Origin of the sequence: Sphingobium sp. YBL2, assembly GCF_000943805.1 — a bacterium.
GTDB lineage: Bacteria > Pseudomonadota > Alphaproteobacteria > Sphingomonadales > Sphingomonadaceae > Sphingobium > Sphingobium fuliginis.
The window spans coordinates 3,356,980-3,376,300 of sequence record NZ_CP010954.1; the positions used below are offsets into that span (position 1 = coordinate 3,356,980).

Below are 19,321 nucleotides of genomic sequence, written 5' to 3' on the forward strand. Positions count from 1 at the left end.
CGGACCCATGCTGAACGCCCTATCCGTCGATGTCGAGGACTGGTTCCAGGTCGGCGCTTTCGAGCGCACGATCCGGCGCGAGGATTGGGCGCGCCTGACCCATCGCGTCGAGCGCAACACCGATGCGGTGCTGGCGCTGTTCGAGGAGGCGGGGGTCAGCGCGACCTTCTTCACGCTTGGCTGGGTGGCGGAGCGCTATCCGGCGCTGATGCGGCGCATCGTCGCGGCGGGGCATGAGGTCGCCAGCCATGGCTATGACCATAAGCGGGTCTTCACCTTCGACGGGGCGCAGTTCCGCGCCGACCTGCGCCGGTCGCGGGCGATCCTGGAGGATGCGACCGGCCAGGCGGTGACGGGCTATCGCGCGCCCAGCTTTTCCATCGACCGGCGCAACCCCTGGGCGCATGAAGTGCTGGCGGAGGAAGGCTATGCCTATTCCAGCAGCGTCGCGCCGATCCGGCACGATCATTACGGATGGCCCGAAACGCCGCGCTTCGCCTGGCGGCCGGTCAAGGGATCGCCGCTGGTCGAACTGCCCGTGACCACCGCGAGGTTCGCAGGGCGGACGCTGGCGGCAGGCGGCGGCGGCTTCTTCCGGCTGCTGCCCTATGGTTTTTCGCGCTGGGCGATCCGGCAGGTGAACCAGCGGGATGGGCGGCCGGCGATCATCTATTTCCATCCGTGGGAGATCGACCCCGGCCAGCCGCGCGTCGAGGGCGCGCCGTTGCGCTCACGGGTTCGGCATTACAGCAATCTGTCGGTCATGGCGGCCAAGCTGCGTCGTCTGACGCGGGACTTTTCATGGACCCGCGTGGACGCGCTGGCGGCGCAGGAAGCGGAGCGGGCGGCATGATGGCGGGGGAAATGCTCGTCACCACGCTGGACCTCGACGATCCGGCGCAGCGGAGCGCGGCGGATAAATTCGTGATGGCGCATCCGGCGGGGACGCCCTTCCACCGGCCGGCCTGGTTGACGGGCGTGGAGCGAGGGACCGGCAATCGGGCGCACATGCTGGCCGCCGTGGCGCCTTCGGGGGAGATGACCGGGCTGTTGCCGCTGCATCATGTGAAAAGCGCCCTGTTCGGGCAGGCTCTGGTGTCGTCGGGCTTCGCCGTCGACGGCGGGATTCTCGCCAGCGATCCGGCGGCGGTGCCTGCTCTGGCCGCAGCCTGCGAGGGCATGGCGCGGGACGGCGGCATCGCCTCGGTCGAAATCCGTGGCGGTCCGGCGCCGGGCAGGGGCTGGGCGCTGCATGAGGGCAGCCATCTGGGCTTTGCGCGCCCTATTGCGGCGGATGATGAGGCGGAACTGCTCGCCGTGCCGCGCAAGCACCGGGCGGAGCTGCGCAAGGCGCTGGCCAATGACGCGCTGCGCGTCGAGATCGGGCGGGAGGCGCGGCATCGACAGGCGCATTACCGCGTCTATTCGGAAAGCGTACGCAATCTCGGCACGCCGGTCTTCCCGGCACGGCTGTTCCGCGAAGTGCTGGCGGCCTTTGGCGAGGATGCGGACATATTGGCGGTCTATGAGGGGAAACGGCCGGTTTCGGCGGTGCTGACCCTCTATCATCAGGGGCGGGTCATGCCCTTCTGGGGCGGCGGCATTGCGGATGCGCGGCGGCTGCGGTCGAACGAACTCATGTATTTCCGGCTGATGGGTCATGGCCGGGCGCGGGGCATGCGCGTCTTCGACTTCGGCCGTTCCAAGACGGGCAGCGGACAGGCGGCGTGGAAGAAGAGCTTCGGCTTCGACCCCGTGCCCCTTTCCTATCATAGCTGGTCGGCCACGGGCGAGCGGCGGGACATCGATCCCAACAGCCCGCACTATCAGCGGCGGATCGACCTCTGGAAGAAGCTGCCCCTGCCGGTTGCCAACCTCATCGGACCGCTCATCGCGCGGGGGCTGGGGTGAGGGGGGACATCCTCTTCCTCTGCCATCGCATCCCCTTTCCGCCGGATCGGGGCGACAAGATCCGGTCCTATCATCTGCTGGAGCGGATGGCGGAGGTCGCGCCCGTCCATGTCGGCTGCTTTGCCGACGACGCGCGGGACATGGGCTTTGCCCCCGACATGGCGAAGCTGACAGCCAGCCAGTGCGTGCTGATGCGCGACCGCTCGCGCATCATGGCGGGCCTCAAAGGGCTGGCGAAGGGGCAGCCCCTGCTGGTGTCGCTGTTCGATCATCCCGATCTGCATCGCTGGGTCGCGAAGACGCTGGCGGAACGGCCCATCGCGGCGGTCGTCACCTATTCGGCGCAGATGGCGCATTTCGTGCCCATGCTGCCGGACGGGGTGCGCTTCGTCATGGATTTCGTGGATTTCGATTCGGCCAAATATGCCGCTTATGGCGCGCAGGGCTCCGGCCCCATGGCCTGGATCAACCGGCGCGAAGGGCGCATGCTGCTGGACTTCGAGCGGAAGGTGGCTGAACGGGCCGACCTCTGCGCCTTTGTGAGCGAGGCGGAGGCCGCGCTGTTCCGGCGCGAAAGCGGGCTGGGCCCCGATAGAATCGTTGGCATCGACAATGGCGTCGCGCTGGACTTTTTCGATCCCTCGGGGGATTTCCCCGCCGTGGATCGGCCGGACGGGCGGCTGCTCGTCTTCACCGGCCAAATGGACTATCGCCCCAATGTCGAGGCGGTGGAGAGCTTTGCCCGCGAAACCCTGCCCGCGATCCGTGCCCGCTGTCCGCAGGCGCTTTTCGCCATTGTCGGCCGCAATCCCACGAAATCGGTGCAGGCGCTGGCGGCGTTGCCCGGCGTGATCGTGACCGGCGCCGTGCCCGATGTCCGCGGCTGGCTGGCGGCGGCGGACGTGGTGGTGGCGCCGCTGCGGATCGCGCGGGGTATCCAGAACAAGGTGCTGGAGGCGATGGCCATGGCGCGGCCCGTCGTCGCCTCCCCCCAGGCCGGCGAAGGGATCGACGCCCGCGATGGCGAGCACCTGTTGATCGCCGCCGACCCGGGGCAGGAGGCGGAGACGCTTCTTGCGCTGCTCGCCGATCCAACCCGCGCCGCGCGCCTTGGCCATGCGGCGCGATCCCGGATGGAGGAGCGCTACCGCTGGTCCGCGACGCTGGCGAAGCTGCCGGACATGCTGTTCGAATCGTCGGGCGCCGCCGACATGAGGGCCGCGTGATGGAAGGCGCGCTTCCCATGCGGCCGGAGGTGAAGCTGTCCGGCTGGCGCGGCCATCTGACGGCGTTCGCCATCATCGCCGGCACGATCCTGGCGCTGTTCCACCGCGACCTGCTGGGCATGATGGCGATCTGGTGGAACGCCTCGACCTATGGCCATTGTCTGTTCGTGCCGTTTCTTGTCGCCTGGCTGGTGCAGCAGCGTTTGCCCGGCCTGCGCCGGCTGGAACCATCCGCCTGGGCGCCGGGGCTTGTCTGGCTGGGGCTGGGCGCTTTCGCCTGGATGCTGGGCGGGGCGGCGGGCGTGGCCGTGCTGCGGCATGGCGCGCTGATCCTGATGTTGCAGGGTTCGGTCATCGCGCTGCTGGGACCGGCCGTGGCGCGGGCGCTGCTCTTTCCGCTGTTCTACGCCTTCTTCATGGTGCCCTTCGGGGAGGAGATCGTCGCGCCCCTGCAACTGGTGACGGCGCATATCAGCATGATCCTGCTCGGCCTGACCGGCATTCCCGCGCAGATGCAGGGCATCTTCATCACCACGCCCAATGGCTATTTCGAGGTGGCGGAGGCCTGTTCCGGCGCGAAGTTCGTGATCGCCATGACGGCCTATGGCCTGCTCGTCTGCAATGTCTGCTTCACCAGCTGGAAGCGGCGGGTGGCCTTCATGATCGGCGCGCTTTCGCTATCGATATTGGCGAACGGCGTGCGCGCCTTCGCCACCATCTTCGTCGCGGAAGTGACCACCATCGATGCGGCGGCGGGCTTCGATCATGTGGTCTATGGCTGGCTGTTCTTCGCCGTCATCATGATCGTGGTGATGGCGATGGCCTGGCCCTTTTTCGACCGGCAGCCCGGCGATCCCTGGTTCGATCCCGAACATCTGCGCCATGAAGGCCATGCTTCGCCGGGCGCCGTCGCGGGCGGCGCGCTGGCGATGATCGTGGCCGCGCCCCTGTGGCTGGCGGCGAGCGCGGCGGTGGGCCAGCCTCTGCCCGGCGCACCCGCCATGCCGGAGGTGAAGGGCTGGGTCCGAAGCGACGAACCGCCGCTCCCGCTCTGGCGGCCGCGCTTCGACGGCGCCGATTATCTGGCCATGGCGAGATACCGCAATGCGGAGGGACAGGTGGTCGACCTCGCCATTGCGACCTTCGACCGGCAGGATGAGGGGCGCGAACTGGTCGGCTTCGGTCAGGGCGCGGCGGGCACCGACAGCGGATGGACCTGGTCGCAGCTCGCCGCCGCGCCCAAAAATGCGCGCGGCGAGCAGATCACTGGCCCGGGCCGCCTCGTGCGCCATGTCGTCAGCTTCTATGCCGTCGGCAAGGGCCAGCCCACCGGCAGCGCCCATCTCGTCAAGCTGGAGACGATGAAGGCGCGCCTGCTGGGCACTGACCAGCGCGCCGCCGCCATCATGGTTTCGGCAGAGGAACGGGCAGGCCGCCCTTCGGACGCCGCCATCGCCGCCTTCCTCCATGATCTGGGCGATGTGAAGGATTTGGCTGACCGCAGCCTCCGAACCCGCTAAGACCCTTCGAATGTGCGGAATTGCGGGCATTTTCCACCTTGAAACGGCCAAGCCGGTCGATCCGGCGCGGGTCGGGCTGATGCTGGACGCCATGCCGTGGCGCGGGCCGGACGACAGCGGCATCTGGACCGCGCCCGGCGTCGGGCTGGGCCATCTGCGCCTCTCGATCATCGATCTGGGCAGCGGCGCGCAGCCCATGCTGACGGAGGATGACAGCCTGGCCGTCGTCTTCAACGGCGAAATCTATAATTTTCGGGAAGTCCGCACGGAACTGGAGGCCAAGGGCCACGTCTTCCGCACGCATAGCGATACGGAGGTCATCCTGCACGGCTATCGCCAATGGGGCGAGGCCTGCGTAGAGAAGTTCAACGGCATGTTCGCCTTTGCCCTGTTCGACGCGCGGGCGCAGGCGCTCTGGCTGGTGCGCGACCGGCTGGGGGTGAAGCCGCTCCATTATGCGCTGCTGTCCGACGGCAGCCTGATCTTCGGTTCGGAACTGAAGAGCCTGCTCGCCCATCCCCTATTGCGGCGTGCGCCGGACCTGTCGGCGGTCGAGGATTATCTCGCTTACGGCTATGTGCCCGACGACGCCTGCCTGGTCGCAGGCGTGCGCAAGCTGGGCGCGGGCGAGACGCTGCGCATCGTGCGCGGGCGGCCCCTGCCGCAGCCGCAGCGCTATTGGGACGTCAGCTTCGCCGACCGCAGCAGGGCGAAGCCGGAGGCGCTGGAGGAGGAACTCGTCGCGCTGATGCGACAGGCGGTCCGATCCCGGATGGTGGCGGACGTGCCGCTGGGCGCCTTCCTGTCGGGCGGAGTGGACAGCAGCAGCGTCGTCGCGCTGATGGCGGAGGCGTCGAAACAGGCGGTCAAGACCTGCACCATCGGTTTCGACGTCAGGGAACTGGACGAGACCGCCTATGCCGACAGGGTGGCGCGGCGCTTCGCCACCGACCATCGCACCCGCATCGTATCGCCCGATGATTATGGACTAATCGACACGCTGGCGCTCCATTTCGACGAACCCTTTGCCGATGCTTCCGCGCTGCCGACCTACCGGGTGTGCGAACTGGCGCGGGAGCAGGTGACGGTGGCGCTCTCCGGAGACGGCGCGGACGAGGCCTTTGCCGGCTATCGGCGGCATCGGTTCCAGATGCAGGGCGAAAGGCTGCGCTCGCTGATCCCGGCTTCGGTGCGGCAACCGCTGTTCGGGACTTTGGGCCGCTGGTATCCCAAGGCCGACTGGGCGCCCCGCCCCCTGCGCGCGAAATCGACCCTGCTCGAACTGGCGGGGGAGGGCGGGGAAGCCTATGCCGCATCGGTCGGCGTGACGCCCCATGCGCTGCGGCAGCGGATGTTCAGCCAGGACATGAAGACCCGGCTCGGCGCCTATCGGGCGGAAGATCGCTATATCAGGACCATGGCGGAAGCGCCCGCGCGCGATCCGCTGGACCGGGCGCAATATGCCGACATTCGCATATGGCTGCCGGGCGACATCCTGACCAAGACCGACCGGATGAGCATGGCGGTCAGCCTGGAGGCGCGGGAGCCCCTGCTCGACCACCGGCTGGTCGAGTTCGCCGCGCGGCTCCCCGTGGCGCAACGGATTCGCGGGAACAGCGGCAAATATCTGATGAAGAAGGCGATGGAGCCTTTCCTGCCGCAGGACATACTCTACCGCCCGAAAATGGGCTTCGTGACCCCGATCAGCGCCTGGTTCCGTGGACCGCTGGCGGGCGAGGCTACGGCGATCGCCGGAGGATCGGCATTGGCGAAGACCGGCTGGTTCGACGCGAAGATGCTCGGCAAGATCGCGGCGGATCATAAGGCCGGGCTGGCCGATCATGGGCGGCTGCTGTGGCAGTTGCTGATGCTCGACAAGGCTTTGGGAAGGTTGTTTGCGCTTTGATCCGGACGATGCACGCCCCTGCGAAGGCAGGAGCCCGATCGCAAGGTCAGAGCCGGGTTCCTGCCTTCGCAGGAAGCCGTTGATCTCCATTCAAACTCTTGAAAGCTGCTCCGACCAGTGCCAACGGAGCGGACACGCCAAGCTGATCAGGGTCCATAAGTGACAGTCTCCAAGGAAATATTGCGGGTGCGCCTGTACCTGCTGTGTCTGCTGGGGGACATGGCGGGGCTTTTCCTGTCCTTTCTGCTCGCCAATTATCTGGTGCTGGGCGCATGGCTGGGCGAACCGGGCAAGCCGCACGGCATCGTCATGTTCGCGATGATCGCGCCGCTTTACGTGCTGCTCGGCGTGCAGGGCGGCGCCTATGGCATCCATATGCTGGAGGATCTGCGGCGCGGCATTTTCCGGGGGTTGATGGCGCTGGCGCAGGCGGCGATGCTGATGCTGCTGATCGTCTATCTGGGGAAGATCGCGGAACAGCTTTCGCGTCTGACCTTCATCGTCGGCCTGGGCATTTCGGCAGTTGGCGTGGCGGCCGTCCGACTCGCCATCGGGCGGCTCGGCGCGCATCTGCTGGGCGAGGTGCCGCATCTGACCGTGGTCATCATGGACGGCGTGACCATCGACACCGGCCCGCACATGCATGTGATCGAGGCTGGGGCAGCCGGCCTGCAGCCCAAGGGGCATGACGCGGACATGGCGGCGCGGCTCGCCGCCGCCGTGGGCATGGCGGAACGGGTGATCGTCGCCTGCCCGATGGAGCGGATGGACGACTGGTCGGTGGCGCTCAAGTCCCTGTCGGCGCGGGGCGAGATCGTCGTGCCGGAACTGCTGCGCTTCGCCCCGGCGCGGGTGGACGAGTTCGACGGTCAGCCGACGATCATCGTCGCGGGCGGGCCGTTCCAGTTCCGCGACCGCCTGATCAAGCGGTTCTTCGACATCGTCGTCGCGACGGCGGCCACCATCGCGCTTTCCCCGGTGCTGATCGCGGCGGCGCTGGCGGTGAAGCTGACCAGTCCCGGCCCGATCATCTTCCGCCAGCCGCGCATCGGCCGCGACGCCCGGCCGTTCAACATCTATAAATTCCGCTCCATGCGGACGGAGGCGAGCGACCGGACGGCCGACAAGCTGACGGCGCGCGATGACGATCGGGTGACGGCTGTGGGCCGTTTCCTGCGCCAGACCAGCATCGATGAGCTGCCGCAACTGTTCAACGTGCTGCGCGGCGACATGAGCATCGTCGGCCCGCGCCCCCATGCGGCCGCCGCGAAGGCCGGCGACCGCCTCTATTGGGAGGTGGACGAGCGCTATTGGGAGCGGCATTGCATCAAGCCGGGCATGACCGGACTGGCGCAGGTGCGCGGCCATCGCGGATCGACCGACCATCATCAGGACCTGATCGACCGGCTCCAGTCGGACCTGGAATATGTCACCAAATGGTCGATCTGGCGCGACCTGCGCATCATCGTCGCGACCATCGGCGTGCTGGTGCACCACAAGGCCTATTGAGGGATGGGCCTGTTGACGGACAGCATCGACCTGATCGCGGCCCTGGCGCTGCTGCTCTCGCTGGTGGCGGTGGCTTGGCCGTTTCTCTTCTACCCCCTGATCCTGCGCCTGCTGCCGACAAAGGCGGAGCAGCCGGCCGCTGGGCCGCCGCCATCCGCATCGCTGCTCTTCTGCGCTTATAATGAGGCAGCGGCGATGCCGGAAAAACTGGCCAATCTGGCGATGTTGAAGGCGCGCCATCCGGCGCTGGAAATACTGGCCTTCGACGACGGCTCGTCGGACGAGACGGCGGCGCTGATCGAAGCGCGGGGCGATCTGGTGACGCTGCTGCGCGGGCCGGGGCGCAGCGGCAAGGCGCATGGCATGAAGCTGCTGGCGGCGCGGGCGCAGGGCGATGTGCTGATCTTCACCGACGCCAATGTGATGCTGGACCCCGACGCCATCGACAATCTGCTGGCGCGCTATGCCGATCCGGACATCGGGGGCGTGCTGGGGTCCCTGCATTATATGGGCGATGGGGAAAGCGCCACAGCCTCGGTCGGGTCGCTCTACTGGCGGATCGAGGAACGGTTGAAGGACGAGGAATCGCGCACCGGCAATGTGCTGGGGGCCGACGGGTCGATCTTCTCCATCCGGCGGGCGCTCTATCCCGACTTTCCCGACAGCGTGCTGGACGATCTGACGGTGTCGATGGCGGTGGTCTTCGCCGGCAAGCGGCTGGTGAAGGCGAAGGACGTGATCGCCCGGGAGCGGCTGGTGGCGGCGCGTGGCGACGAATATCGGCGCAAGGTGCGCATCGCCGCCCGCGCCTGGCATACGCACAGCCATTTGCGGCCGCAATTGCGACGGATGCGCGGGGTCGACAGGTTCAAATATGCCTCGCGCAAGATCGTACGATGGTTCGGCGGTCTCTTCATACTGACGGGGATCGTCGCGGCGGGGACGCTGGCGATGCGGATTTCCCCGATGCTCTACATGGTTGGCGGGCTGACTGGGGTATTCATCCTGTGGCGCGGGCTGCGGTCCAGGGGCGGACCCTTCGCGGCGGCGGTGGACATCGTGCTCGCCTATTTCGCGACCTTGCAGGGCGTGGCCAAGGCGATGACGGGGCGAACCGTGACTATCTGGAACCCCGCCAAGTCGCGCTGATTCCCGCCTTTGCGGGATGTCGGGCCTGATGGGCCACGCACAACGGAATCGCTCGCCAAAGCGGCGGCATATTGTATAGGCCGGTGCCAACTGCTTTTTGGAGCCAAGGCGTGATCACTTTCCAGCGGGTGGCGAAAGCCGCCGGCAAGCATCTGACCCGGACAATGCTGGCCGTGCGCAAGGCCATGGGCGCGCGGGCGAACCGGGCCTGCCCGGCCTGTGGGCAGGCGGTGGTGGGGTTTTTCCGCTATGGCGACAATGCCGAATGGGGCTGTCCGAACTGCGGCGCTTCCCCGCGCGAACGGTTGATGAACCATCTGATCGTGGGCCATGTGCTGACCGTGCCGGAACAGGGCGCGGTGCTGCACATGGCGCCCAATGAAGGCAGCCTGGTGCGCCGCTTCTCCACTGTCGCCGACTATACCCCCGCCGATCTCGATCCCGGCCGCTACCATGTGCCGAACATGCGGCGCGTCGACCTGATGGCGCTCGACGCCAGCGACCGCTACGACCTTTTCTATGCCAGCCATGTGATGGAGCATGTGCCGGACGATCATGCCGTGCTGCGCAACATCCATCGCGCGCTGAAGCCCGGCGGCGAAGCCTGGCTGATCGTCCCATTATGGGACAGGCCGACTGAGGATGGCAGCTTCGACATGCCTCCGCGCGAACGTGAACGGCGTTTCGGCCAATGGGACCATGTGCGCCAATATGGCCCGGATTTTGCCGACCGCATCCGGGCCGCCGGCTTCGATCTGGAGGAGATCGACGCCAGCGCCATCGACGCCGATACCCGGCATTATTTTGCGCTGGACGACAGGCTGTTCCGCGCGCGCAAGCCGCTCGCGACCGGCGCCCGGTGAGCATGCCGCCCGGCAGCGCGCTTGCCCGGATGGAGGGGTCGGCGCGCATCCTTGCCCTGATCAAGCTCGCCAATGTCGGGCTGACCCTGATCTGGGGCTTTGCCGTCACCTATGTGTTCGTGCGCGCCCTGCCGCTGCGCGAGTTCCAGTCCTTCCTGCTGCTGGTGGCGTTCGGCAATTTCACCATCTCCGCCGAGTTCGGCCTGACGAGTATCGTCTATGCGCGGCTGCGGCGGCATTGGTTGGGGAATTTGGGGTCGGGGAATTTGGGGTCGGGGAATTTGGGGCCGGCGAATTTGGGGCCGGGCCAGGACGGGGCGGGCGGATTCCGGCTGGAGGAAATGGGCGTCCTGTTCCTGTTCCTTGGCCTGCTGATCGTCGGCGGCCTGGCGATCCTGTCGGTTTCACTGGCGGCGGGCGGATTGCGCACGGGCATGCCGCTGCTGTTCCTGCTCTTCTTCCTCTCCGCCTGTCTCAACCTGCCCGCGCTGCTCGCCAAAAGGGCGCTTGCGGCGGTGGACGGCAATTTCCTCTGGGAAGCGCTGGATTGCCTGCGCCGGGTGATGACCATCGCGCTGCTGCTGTTCATCCTGCAAGGGCTGGACCCGCGCGTCTCCGTCGCCCTGCAACTTTGCGTGAGTGCAGCGGTGATCGGCTATGCCATCGCCCTGGTGCATCGGCGCCTCGGCATGGAGGCGCGGCACTGGCTGTCCTTCAGGGTCGGTGGCGGCCATGTCAGGCGCCATTATCTGCGGGACATCGGCGCATCGGCTGCCTTCACCATTTCCGAAATCCTCGCCTATAACGCGCCTTATTTCACCATCGCCGCCGCGACCCATGACGCGCGGCCGATGTTGATCTTCGACTTTTTCTTCAAGATGTCCCGCTCGCTTTCCATGCTCGTCAGGGCGACCGTGGAGGCGGCCTTGCCCCGGATCACCCGCGCTTTTCATGCAGGCGACGGGGTAAGGCTGCGTCAGTTGATGGTGCGGGCGCTTGGCGCAGCGCTTTTCTTCGCGGTCGCCGCTTCGGCGGCCTTGCTGCTGCTGGGCGAATGGCTGTTCGCAAAGCTGTTCGACGGCCGCGCGGCGATCGACCGGATCGACCTGCTGCTGATCGGCGGGGCGCTGCTCGCGCTCGCCCTGATCTGCGTGTCCGTCTATGTGCAGGGCGCGCTGGGACGGTTCACGCTGCTGCTCGGCCGGTCCTTGCCCTTCCTCGCCGGTTCGCTGCTCAGCGTGCCGCTGGCCCGGATATTCGCGCCGGAGCGGTTCGACCTGCTGTTCCTGATCCTCTACACGCTGACCCTGTTCGCCGCCGCATTCATCCACGGCCTTTCCCTGCGCCAGTTGATGGGGAAGCGCGCATGAAGGTCGCGATGTGCGATCCGTCGCTCTTCACCGGCCGCTATGACGACAGCCTCTGCGCGGCGATGGCGGCAGAGGGCGTGGAGGTCACCCTGCTCGGTCGACCGATGCGGGAGACGGATGCCATCGTGCCGCAGGGCTATCGCTATGAGCCGCGCTTCTTCCGCCGGAGCGAGACCCTGCGCCAGCGCATCGGCGAAGGTCGGGCCTTCCGCCTGCTCAAGGCCGCGGAATATGGGCTCAGCTGCGCGCTGGGCGACCTTACCCCACTGGCCAGGGCCGATGTGGCGCACATGCAATGGCTGCCGCTTGCGCCCGCCGACCGGATCATGTTGCGGCGGTTGAAGGGCAGGACCGCGCTGGTCCATACCGTGCACAATGCCGATGCCTATCATGCCGACGCCGGGGTGCAGGGCAGGGGCTATCGCGGCCTGCTCGACATGTTCGACGCGCTGATCGTCCATGGCGGGACGACGCGGACCGCGCTGGAGCGGCAGGGCATCGATCCGAAACGCATCCATGTGACGCCGCATCCGCCGATGCGACTTGCGACGGCCGGGACGGAGGATCTGGCGCAGGTGCCCGACGCTGTCCTGCCGCGCCTGCTCTTCTTCGGCACGATCCGCCCCTATAAGGGCGTCGACCTGCTGCTCCAGGCGTGCCTGTCGCTCTGGAGCGCCGGGCATCGTTTCGAACTGGTGCTGGCGGGCAAGCCGTTCATGGACATCGCCCCGCTGCTCGACAGCGTCCATGCCGCCGGCTTTGGCGAGCGGCTGATCGCCGATCTCGCTTTTCTCACCGAACAACGGCTCGACGCCCATATGGCGAAGGCGGACATATTGGTCTTCCCCTATCGGCATATCGACAGCAGCGGCGCTTTCCTGTCGGCCCTGCACCATGGCAAGGCGATGGTCACGTCGGACGCCGGCATGTTCGCCGGCCTGCCGGAGGAAGTCGCCGTCAGGACCCCGGCGGGAAATGCACCCGCGCTTGCGCAAGCCCTCTTGCCCCTCGTAGAAAGCGCGGCCATCAGGCAGGCTTTGGGAGCGCGTGCGCGCACCTATGGAGATTCAATGGGCAATTGGAAGGACATGGCGCTGGCCACCATCGCCATCTACCGCAGCGTGACCGGGAAATGAGCCGCCATGTCCGGGAACTGCGCAACCGGGCGCTGGCGGTGCGGCTGGCGCTGGCGGGACGGGTGCATCAATATCCGGAAATCCAGGCGCTGCGCCGTTTCCTGAGCGCCTTCGCGGTCGATTGCGTGTTCGATGTCGGCGCCAACCGGGGCCAATATGCGACGATGCTGCGCAAGGATGCGGGCTTTGACGGCACGATATTGTCCTTCGAACCCAATCCGGACATCTTCTCCGAACTGGAACGGAATGCCTCGTCCGACCGTCAATGGCATGTGTTCAACATGGCCCTGTCGGATTTCGACGGCATGGCGAGCTTCAACATCATGGCGGCCGACCAGTTCAGTTCGCTGAAGACGCCGTCCGGGGAACAGGACGCGATCTTCGCCGAACGCAACAGGGTGACGCGCTCGGTCGACATGCAATGCCGCCGGTTGGAAAGCCTGCTGCCCGAACTGAAGCGCGCCTATGGCTTCACCCGACCCTTTCTCAAGATGGATACGCAGGGGCATGACCTGTCCGTCTGCGAAGGCGCAGGCGATGCGCTCCACGACATGGCGGGCGTGCAGACCGAACTCGGTGTCCGGCCGATCTATGAAGGCGGGACCGGCTATCGCGCGATGATCGACTGGCTGGCGGAGCATGGCTTCGTCCCCTCCGCCTTCTTCGCCAACAACAAGGGGCATTTCCCCCTGCTGGTCGAGATGGACGGCATTTTCGTCAATCGGGCGCTGCTGCCGCAGGAAGGCTGATGTTCAATCGGTTGCGCCCCATCAGTGCCACCCGTCTGCTCCTTGCGGGCGCGATCGGGCTGACGCTCTGGCTGGGCGCGACCTTCCTCTGGCATGTGACCTACAGGCAGGGCATCAGCCTGGCGGTCATCCTGTTCCTCGATCAGGATTTTCCGGCGCTTCTGGGCGCATTGCTGCTGCTGACGCTGGCCGCCCCCTTTGCGGAGGGTCTGGGCTGGCGCCTGCCTGCGCCGCGCGCGCGCATAATGGTGCCGCTGGTGCTGCTGTTCGGCCTGATCGCCTGGGCGGGCCATTACTGGCTGTTCCAGGACTATTCCATCTCCCGCGACGAGGAGGTCGCCCGCTTCGCCGCCGCCTATATGCGGGAGGGTTTCCTGGCCCGCCCGATCCCGATGGAGTGGGAGGCCTATCGCCGGGCGATCATGCCCGAATTTTTCTCTCCCTTCGGCGCGGCGGATTATTGGACCGCGGCCTATCTGCCGGTGAACAGCGCGATCCAGGCGCTGTTCTGGCAATTGGGCGACCCGAATCTGGCCGGGCCGGTGCTGCTGATGGCGGGGCTGTTCGCGCTGTGGCGGGTGGCGCTGCACCTTTTCCCCGACAGGCCCGACGCGGTCTGGGTGACGATGCTGCTGGGCCTGTCTTCGGCACAGCTCTGGGTCACGGCGATGACGCCCTACGCCATGACCGGGCATTTCGCGCTCAACATGATCTGGCTGGCGCTGGTGCTGCGCGGCGGGCTGATCGGGCATCTGAGCGCCGGGGTGGTCGCGCTGGCGGCGGCGGGGCTGCACCAGTGGCATTTCCCGCCGATCTTCATCGCGCCCTTCATTCTCTGGATGCTGCTTGGGAAACGGTGGAAGGTCGCGATCTTCCACATCCTCGTGCTGGCTGCCATCGTCATAGTCTGGGCGAAGCTATGGCCGGCCTTCCTGACGCATGTGCTGGGGCAGCCGACCGACGTGCGTCCTTCCGCAGGCGTGGCGGACAAGGTGGGCAGCCTGTTCGAGCGGTTGGGCGACCGCTGGCAGCCGCTGGTGAATCTCAGCCGCTTTGCCGCCTGGAACAATATATTGATGGTGCCGCTGGCGACGCTGGGCGTCTTCGCGATGCGCTGGCGCAAGGCGATCCGGGGGCAGGAGATCGCGCTGCCGCTGGCGCTGGGCTGCTTCGCCGGATGCGCCCTCGCCCTGGCGCAGGGCTATGGCTGGGGCTATCGCTACGCCCATGGCTTCATCGGGCCTTTCTGCCTGCTGGCGGGTCTTGGCTGGGCGCGTTTCCGGACCGGCGCCATGCGCCCCATGTTCCTGGGCGCGGCCATAACATTGCTCAGCAGCGCCTTTCTCGTGTGGCGGACGCACGGCTTCGTCGCGCCCTATGCCGCAAGCCACAGGATGATCGACGCTTCCAGGGCCGATGTCGTGCTGGTCGACCCGCGCGGCGGGCTTTACGTGACGGACCTGGTGCGGGGACGCAACGGCGTGCCGGGCAAGCCGATGGTGATGAACCTCGGCATGCTGACGCTCGAGCAGGTGGACAATCTCTGCAGGAATTATGTGGTGGAACTGTTCGACCGCGCGGAGTTCCGGCCCCTTGGCGTACCGCTGGCGCGATGGAATCTGGGGCGCATGGACGCGCTGCGGGCGCATATGAAGGAAGAGGGCTGCGACAAGCCGGTCCAGCCGCCGCTGCCGGAAACGGAGGAAGAAGCGTTCAACGCGGCGGGGGCTGTGCTTTGATCCTGTCGTCGTCCCAGCATTGAACGGCCGGCAGTGAACGGGATGACGCCATGTTGGCCGCCGCTACTGCCCCTTCACATAGACCCGCTTGCCGCCGATCCACGTCTCCAGCACTTGCGTCCCGCGAATCTCGACCGGACTTGACGTGGAAATATCCCGGTCGATCAGCAGGAAATCCGCCCGCTGCCCCGGCACCAGACTGCCGAAGCGCTTTTCCGCGAAGCCCGCATAGGCTGCCGTCCTGGTGAAACCGTCCAGCGCCGCCTCGAAGCTTACCCGCTGTTCCGGCATCCATCCGCCTGCCGGCTGCCCCGATGCATCTTCCCGCGTCATGGCGGCGGCGATGCCGGGAAAGGGATTGGGGCTTTCCACCGGTACATCCGACCCGAAGGCCAGCGGCACGCGATTGTCCAGCATCGCCTTCCACGCATAGGCGCCCTTCAGCCGCGCCTCGCCCAGCCGCGCCGTGGCCATGCGCCAGTCGGAGGTCTGATGCACCGGTTGCATCGACGCGACGATGCCATATTGCCCGAAGCGCGGCAGTTCCGCCGGATCGACGATCTGCGCATGCTCGATGCGCCAGCGCCGGTCGCCCTTGTAGGTTTCGCTGAGTTCCTGCACCGCATCCAGCACTTCGCTGTTCGCCGCGTCGCCGATGGCGTGGACCGCGATCTGGAAATTGTCCATCGCCGCCCGGCTCATGATGTTGCGAAGCTGGGTGGACGGGATCATCGCCAGACCGCGCTGCCCCGGCGCATCGGCATAGTCCGCCTTCAGCCAGGCCCCCCGCGATCCAAGCGCGCCATCCAGGATCAGCTTGACCCCGCCCATGCGCAGATGATCGTCATAGAGCCAGGGCGTCGGCTCAGGCCCGGCGATCAGCACCATATTCTCAAGGCCATAGGCATAGGACATGATCCGCACCCGCAGCGCGCCGCGGTCCGCCGAACGGCGAAAGGCCTGCCAGTCGTCGATGCTGGTGCCCATGTCGGCAATGCCGGTAATGCCTTGCCGCAGCAGCGCCTGCTGCGCCTTCTCCAGCGCGATGTCGCGATCCTTGGGCGCCGGCGGGGGCACGACGCGCGTGATCAGATCCATCGCCTTGTCGACGAACACGCCCGCAGGCTTTCCCGCCGCCATTTCGATCCGGCCGCCGGGTGGCGCCTTGGTCGCCGCGGTGACGGCCGCCGCCTTGATCGCCAGCGAATTGGCCCAGCCCGCATGGCCGTCGACCCGTTCCAGCCAGACCGGAACGTCGCTGACCGCAGCATCCAGCTCGGCCGCCGTCGGAAAACGGCCCAGGCCCCAAAGCTCCTGATTCCAGCCCTTGCCGATGATCCATTTCCGGCCCGTATTGGCGGCGGCATAGGCCCTGATCTTCGCCTGCGCCTCCGCCAGCGATTTGGTTTCCGAAAGGTCCAGCGTGATCAGCGACAGGCCATAGCCCATCACATGCCCATGGGCGTCGATCAGCCCGGGGATCAGCGTCTTGCCGCCCGCGTCCAGCTTGAAGTCGGGGCGGCTGGGCTGTGCCTGCTCCGGCTCGTTCTTCTTCCGCTTCCGGGGGCGCGGCTGCTCCGGCTCCCGATAGCGGTCGGGCAGCAGCTTATCCACCTTGCCCTCATCGTCGATGGTGAGCGCCCGGAAACGCACCACGCGGCCATTGGCATCCAGCGCGATGCCGTTCACATTGTCGATGATGCCCGAAGCCAGCGCAGGGACGGGCAGCGTCAGGGCAAGGGCGACGGCAATCCTGCGTCCGTTCGCGCGGAGCTTGCCGCCGCGGCGCATTGTCCTTGGGTCAAGCCCGGGGCGGACGGCGCTGCTGGTCATGCCGGCCTTGTTCATGCCCGCGTGATCCGCCGAACGAGCGCGCTGGTGTCCTGCCGGTGGCCCCCCATGGCCTGCACATCGGCATAGAATTGATCGATCAGCGCCGTCACCGGCAGGGTGGCGCCATTGGCCCGCGCTTCCTCCAGCGCCAGCCCCAGATCCTTGCGCATCCAATCCACCGCAAAGCCGAAATCGAAACTGTCCGCCGCCATCGTCTTCCAATGCTTGTCCATCTGCCAGCTTTGCGCCGCGCCGCCGGAAATCGCCTCGAACAATGTGTCGAGGTCCAGTTCAGCCGCCTGCGCGAACCGCAGCGCTTCGGCCAGGCCCTGCACAACGCCCGCGATGCAGATCTGGTTCACCATCTTGGCGGTCTGCCCCGCGCCTGCCTTCCCGACATGGACGATGCGCGGCGCATAGGCCTGCATCACGATCCGGGCGGCTGCGATCGCGGGCTCGCTGCCCCCGCACATGACTGCAAGGCTGCCCTTTTCCGCCCCGGCCTGACCGCCGGTCACCGGCGCGTCGACGCAATGCAGCCCCCGGCTCTCGCCCTCCACGAACAATTGCCGCGCGATCCGCGCCGACACCGTCGTATGGTCGATGAACAGGCCGCCCGGCTTCATCGAGCGAAAGGCGCCGTCGCGGCCCAGGGTGATCTGGCTCAGATCGTCGTCGGTGCCGACGCAACTGATGACGATCTCCGCATCCTCCGCAGCCTTGGCCGGGTTGATCGCGACCGCGCCGCCATAGGCCTCCGCCCAGCGCTTCGCCTTGCCGATGGAACGGTTGTAGACGGTCAGCTCATGCCCCGCCTTCGCCAGATGCCCCGCAATCGGGCCGCCCATGACGCCCAGGCCGATAAACGCGATTTTAGCCATATGCCTCGATCAGTTGGATGCGCGCCCGCAAGCCATAGGCAGAGTTTTCGGTCAGTGCCAGTTCCTTCCGAAGCAATTTTAAGCTAGGTGGCGCGCCATGAACACGCTGAGCAAGATAGAGAGCGCCGTGCCGCTGCCCATTTCCGTCGACGACATCCTCGCGGCGCGGGTGCGAATTTCCGGCTCCGTCGTGCATACGCCGACGCTGGTCAGCCAGACGCTGTCGGCCATGTTCGGCTGCAAAGTGTATCTGAAGTTCGAAAATCTCCAGTTCACCGCCGCCTACAAGGAACGCGGCGCGCTCAATCGCCTGCTCCAGCTGGATGAGGAGGCGAAGCGGAAGGGCGTGATCGGGGCTTCCGCGGGCAATCACGCGCAGGGCCTGGCCTATCACGGCAAGCGGCTGGGCGTGCCGGTCACCATCGTCATGCCCAACACCACGCCCACGGTGAAGGTCACGCAGACACAGGGTCATGGCGCCACCGTCGTCCAGTTCGGCGAGAAGTTCGACGACGCCTATGCCCATGCGCGGCTGCTGGAGGTCGAGCAGGGCCTGACCTTCGTCCATCCGTTCGACGAACCCGACATCATGGCGGGGCAGGGCACGGTCGCGCTGGAAATGCTGGAGGACGCGCCGGAGATCGACACGCTGATCGTGCCCATCGGCGGCGGCGGCCTGTTTTCGGGGGTGGCGACGGCAGCCAAGGCGATGAAGCCCGACATCAAGGTCTATGGTGTGCAGGCGGAGCTTTATCCGTCGATGTACGACTATATCAAGGGCGCCAACCTGCCCTGTGACGGCGATACGCTGGCGGAGGGCATTGCCGTCAGGGAACCGGGCGAACTCACCCGCCGCTTCGTCGAGCGGCTGGCGGACGATGTGCTGCTGGTCAGCGAGCGCCATCTGGAGGAAGCGGTGAGCCTGCTGCTCCAGATTGAGAAGACGGTGGTGGAGGGTGCGGGCGCCGCCGGCCTCGCGGCGCTGCTGACGCACAAGGAACTGTTCGCCGGGCGCAGCGTCGGGCTGATCCTGACCGGCGGCAATATCGATACGCGGCTGCTGGCCAATGTGCTGCTGCGCGACCTGGCGCGCTCGGGCCGGCTGGCGCGGCTGCGCATCATCCTGCAGGACCGGCCGGGCGCGCTGTTCCATGTGGCGCGGATCTTCGACCAGGAAGCGGTCAACATCCTCGAACTGTCGCACCAGCGGATCTTCACCAATCTGCCTGCCAAGGGCCTCAGCCTCGACGTGGAATGCGAGACGCGGGACGGCGCCCATCTGGAACGCCTGATCGCCGCCCTGCGGGCAGTGGGCTATGAGGTCGCGCCGATCGAGGTCGCCTAGCCTGATTGAAGACTGGGCGAGCAGAAGGGTGGGAAGCGGACACCCACTTTATCCCTCTCCCTTGAGGGAGATGGCTGCGCAGACTTGGCAGCTTGCTGCTTAGTCGTAGCTGGGTGAGGGGTTGCGATCCAACGGATCGCACGGACCGCAGGCCCGCTCCCCCTCGTCTAGATCAGCCTGAACT

15 protein-coding genes are annotated in these 19,321 nt (G+C 66.7%); 13 read left to right on the plus strand and 2 right to left on the minus strand.

Annotated features, from left to right (window positions below; all coding sequences use genetic code 11):
- Positions 1–7 precede the first annotated feature (7 nt).
- From TZ53_RS15560 to TZ53_RS15615, 12 genes are all read left to right on the plus strand, one after another.
- Entirely contained in the window at positions 8–853 is an 846-nt protein-coding gene (locus TZ53_RS15560; protein WP_044661863.1) for an XrtA system polysaccharide deacetylase, read from the plus strand.
- Positions 850–1,911, plus strand: a complete 1,062-nt coding sequence (locus TZ53_RS15565) for a FemAB family XrtA/PEP-CTERM system-associated protein (protein ID WP_044661864.1) — start codon at positions 850–852, stop codon at positions 1,909–1,911. Before TZ53_RS15560 ends, TZ53_RS15565 begins: the two co-directional genes overlap by 4 nt.
- Entirely contained in the window at positions 1,908–3,137 is a 1,230-nt protein-coding gene (locus tag TZ53_RS15570) for a TIGR03087 family PEP-CTERM/XrtA system glycosyltransferase (protein WP_044661865.1), read from the plus strand. Before TZ53_RS15565 ends, TZ53_RS15570 begins: the two co-directional genes overlap by 4 nt.
- Positions 3,137–4,657, plus strand: coding sequence for an exosortase A (xrtA, locus tag TZ53_RS15575; RefSeq protein ID WP_044661866.1), 1,521 nt, complete (start codon positions 3,137–3,139; stop codon positions 4,655–4,657). The genes TZ53_RS15570 and xrtA overlap by 1 nt, the downstream gene beginning before the upstream one ends.
- Before the next feature lie 10 nt (positions 4,658–4,667).
- The gene (locus TZ53_RS15580) at positions 4,668–6,563 is read left to right on the plus strand and encodes an XrtA/PEP-CTERM system amidotransferase (protein WP_044661867.1); all 1,896 of its coding nucleotides are present in this window, start codon (positions 4,668–4,670) and stop codon (positions 6,561–6,563) included.
- A 219-nt stretch (positions 6,564–6,782) separates the two neighbouring features.
- Positions 6,783–8,072 carry a sugar transferase gene (locus tag TZ53_RS15585; RefSeq protein WP_371873090.1) on the plus strand — a complete coding sequence of 430 codons (1,290 nt, stop codon included), beginning with the start codon at positions 6,783–6,785 and terminating at the stop codon, positions 8,070–8,072.
- A 3-nt stretch (positions 8,073–8,075) separates the two neighbouring features.
- Positions 8,076–9,221, plus strand: coding sequence for a glycosyltransferase family 2 protein (locus TZ53_RS15590; RefSeq protein ID WP_044661869.1), 1,146 nt, complete (start codon positions 8,076–8,078; stop codon positions 9,219–9,221).
- A 110-nt stretch (positions 9,222–9,331) separates the two neighbouring features.
- Entirely contained in the window at positions 9,332–10,084 is a 753-nt protein-coding gene (locus tag TZ53_RS15595) for a class I SAM-dependent methyltransferase (protein ID WP_044661870.1), read from the plus strand.
- Positions 10,085–10,086: 2 nt separating this feature from the next.
- The gene (locus TZ53_RS15600) at positions 10,087–11,454 is read left to right on the plus strand and encodes a pentapeptide repeat-containing protein (RefSeq protein WP_229742631.1); all 1,368 of its coding nucleotides are present in this window, start codon (positions 10,087–10,089) and stop codon (positions 11,452–11,454) included.
- The gene (locus tag TZ53_RS15605) at positions 11,451–12,590 is read left to right on the plus strand and encodes a glycosyltransferase family 4 protein (RefSeq protein WP_044661871.1); all 1,140 of its coding nucleotides are present in this window, start codon (positions 11,451–11,453) and stop codon (positions 12,588–12,590) included. Before TZ53_RS15600 ends, TZ53_RS15605 begins: the two co-directional genes overlap by 4 nt.
- Positions 12,587–13,339, plus strand: coding sequence for an FkbM family methyltransferase (locus TZ53_RS15610; RefSeq protein ID WP_044661872.1), 753 nt, complete (start codon positions 12,587–12,589; stop codon positions 13,337–13,339). Before TZ53_RS15605 ends, TZ53_RS15610 begins: the two co-directional genes overlap by 4 nt.
- Complete coding sequence (locus tag TZ53_RS15615) at positions 13,339–15,078, plus strand: hypothetical protein (protein WP_044661873.1); 1,740 nt, start codon at positions 13,339–13,341, stop codon at positions 15,076–15,078. Before TZ53_RS15610 ends, TZ53_RS15615 begins: the two co-directional genes overlap by 1 nt.
- 63 nt (positions 15,079–15,141) lie before the next feature.
- Here TZ53_RS15615 and TZ53_RS15620 read toward each other — a convergent pair whose 3' ends face one another.
- Together TZ53_RS15620 and TZ53_RS15625 are read right to left on the minus strand one after the other, a co-directional pair.
- A complete protein-coding gene (locus tag TZ53_RS15620) occupies positions 15,142–16,869 on the minus strand; it encodes an amidohydrolase (RefSeq protein ID WP_044663089.1) in 1,728 nt (575 codons plus the stop codon).
- Positions 16,870–16,922: 53 nt separating this feature from the next.
- The gene (locus TZ53_RS15625) at positions 16,923–17,792 is read right to left on the minus strand and encodes an NAD(P)-dependent oxidoreductase (RefSeq protein WP_044661874.1); all 870 of its coding nucleotides are present in this window, start codon (positions 17,790–17,792) and stop codon (positions 16,923–16,925) included.
- Between the two features lie 97 nt (positions 17,793–17,889).
- On the opposite strand from TZ53_RS15625, the gene TZ53_RS15630 reads away from it, so the two are divergent.
- Positions 17,890–19,137 carry a threonine ammonia-lyase gene (locus TZ53_RS15630; protein ID WP_044661875.1) on the plus strand — a complete coding sequence of 416 codons (1,248 nt, stop codon included), beginning with the start codon at positions 17,890–17,892 and terminating at the stop codon, positions 19,135–19,137.
- Positions 19,138–19,321 lie beyond the last annotated feature (184 nt).

Excerpts from the sequence above, each read along its gene's own strand:
- TZ53_RS15560 (WP_044661863.1), top strand. The coding sequence starts at position 8 with ATGCTGAACGCCCTATCCGTCGATGTCGAGGACTGGTTCCAGGTCGGC.
- TZ53_RS15565 (WP_044661864.1), top strand. The coding sequence starts at position 850 with ATGATGGCGGGGGAAATGCTCGTCACCACGCTGGACCTCGACGATCCG.
- xrtA (WP_044661866.1), top strand. The coding sequence starts at position 3,137 with ATGGAAGGCGCGCTTCCCATGCGGCCGGAGGTGAAGCTGTCCGGCTGG.
- TZ53_RS15580 (WP_044661867.1), top strand. The coding sequence starts at position 4,668 with ATGTGCGGAATTGCGGGCATTTTCCACCTTGAAACGGCCAAGCCGGTC.
- TZ53_RS15585 (WP_371873090.1), top strand. The coding sequence starts at position 6,783 with ATGGCGGGGCTTTTCCTGTCCTTTCTGCTCGCCAATTATCTGGTGCTG.
- TZ53_RS15590 (WP_044661869.1), top strand. The coding sequence starts at position 8,076 with ATGGGCCTGTTGACGGACAGCATCGACCTGATCGCGGCCCTGGCGCTG.
- TZ53_RS15600 (WP_229742631.1), top strand. The coding sequence starts at position 10,087 with ATGCCGCCCGGCAGCGCGCTTGCCCGGATGGAGGGGTCGGCGCGCATC.
- TZ53_RS15605 (WP_044661871.1), top strand. The coding sequence starts at position 11,451 with ATGAAGGTCGCGATGTGCGATCCGTCGCTCTTCACCGGCCGCTATGAC.
- TZ53_RS15610 (WP_044661872.1), top strand. The coding sequence starts at position 12,587 with ATGAGCCGCCATGTCCGGGAACTGCGCAACCGGGCGCTGGCGGTGCGG.
- TZ53_RS15615 (WP_044661873.1), top strand. The coding sequence starts at position 13,339 with ATGTTCAATCGGTTGCGCCCCATCAGTGCCACCCGTCTGCTCCTTGCG.
- TZ53_RS15620 (WP_044663089.1), bottom strand. The coding sequence starts at position 16,869 with ATGCGCCGCGGCGGCAAGCTCCGCGCGAACGGACGCAGGATTGCCGTC.
- TZ53_RS15625 (WP_044661874.1), bottom strand. The coding sequence starts at position 17,792 with ATGGCTAAAATCGCGTTTATCGGCCTGGGCGTCATGGGCGGCCCGATT.
- TZ53_RS15630 (WP_044661875.1), top strand. The coding sequence starts at position 17,890 with ATGAACACGCTGAGCAAGATAGAGAGCGCCGTGCCGCTGCCCATTTCC.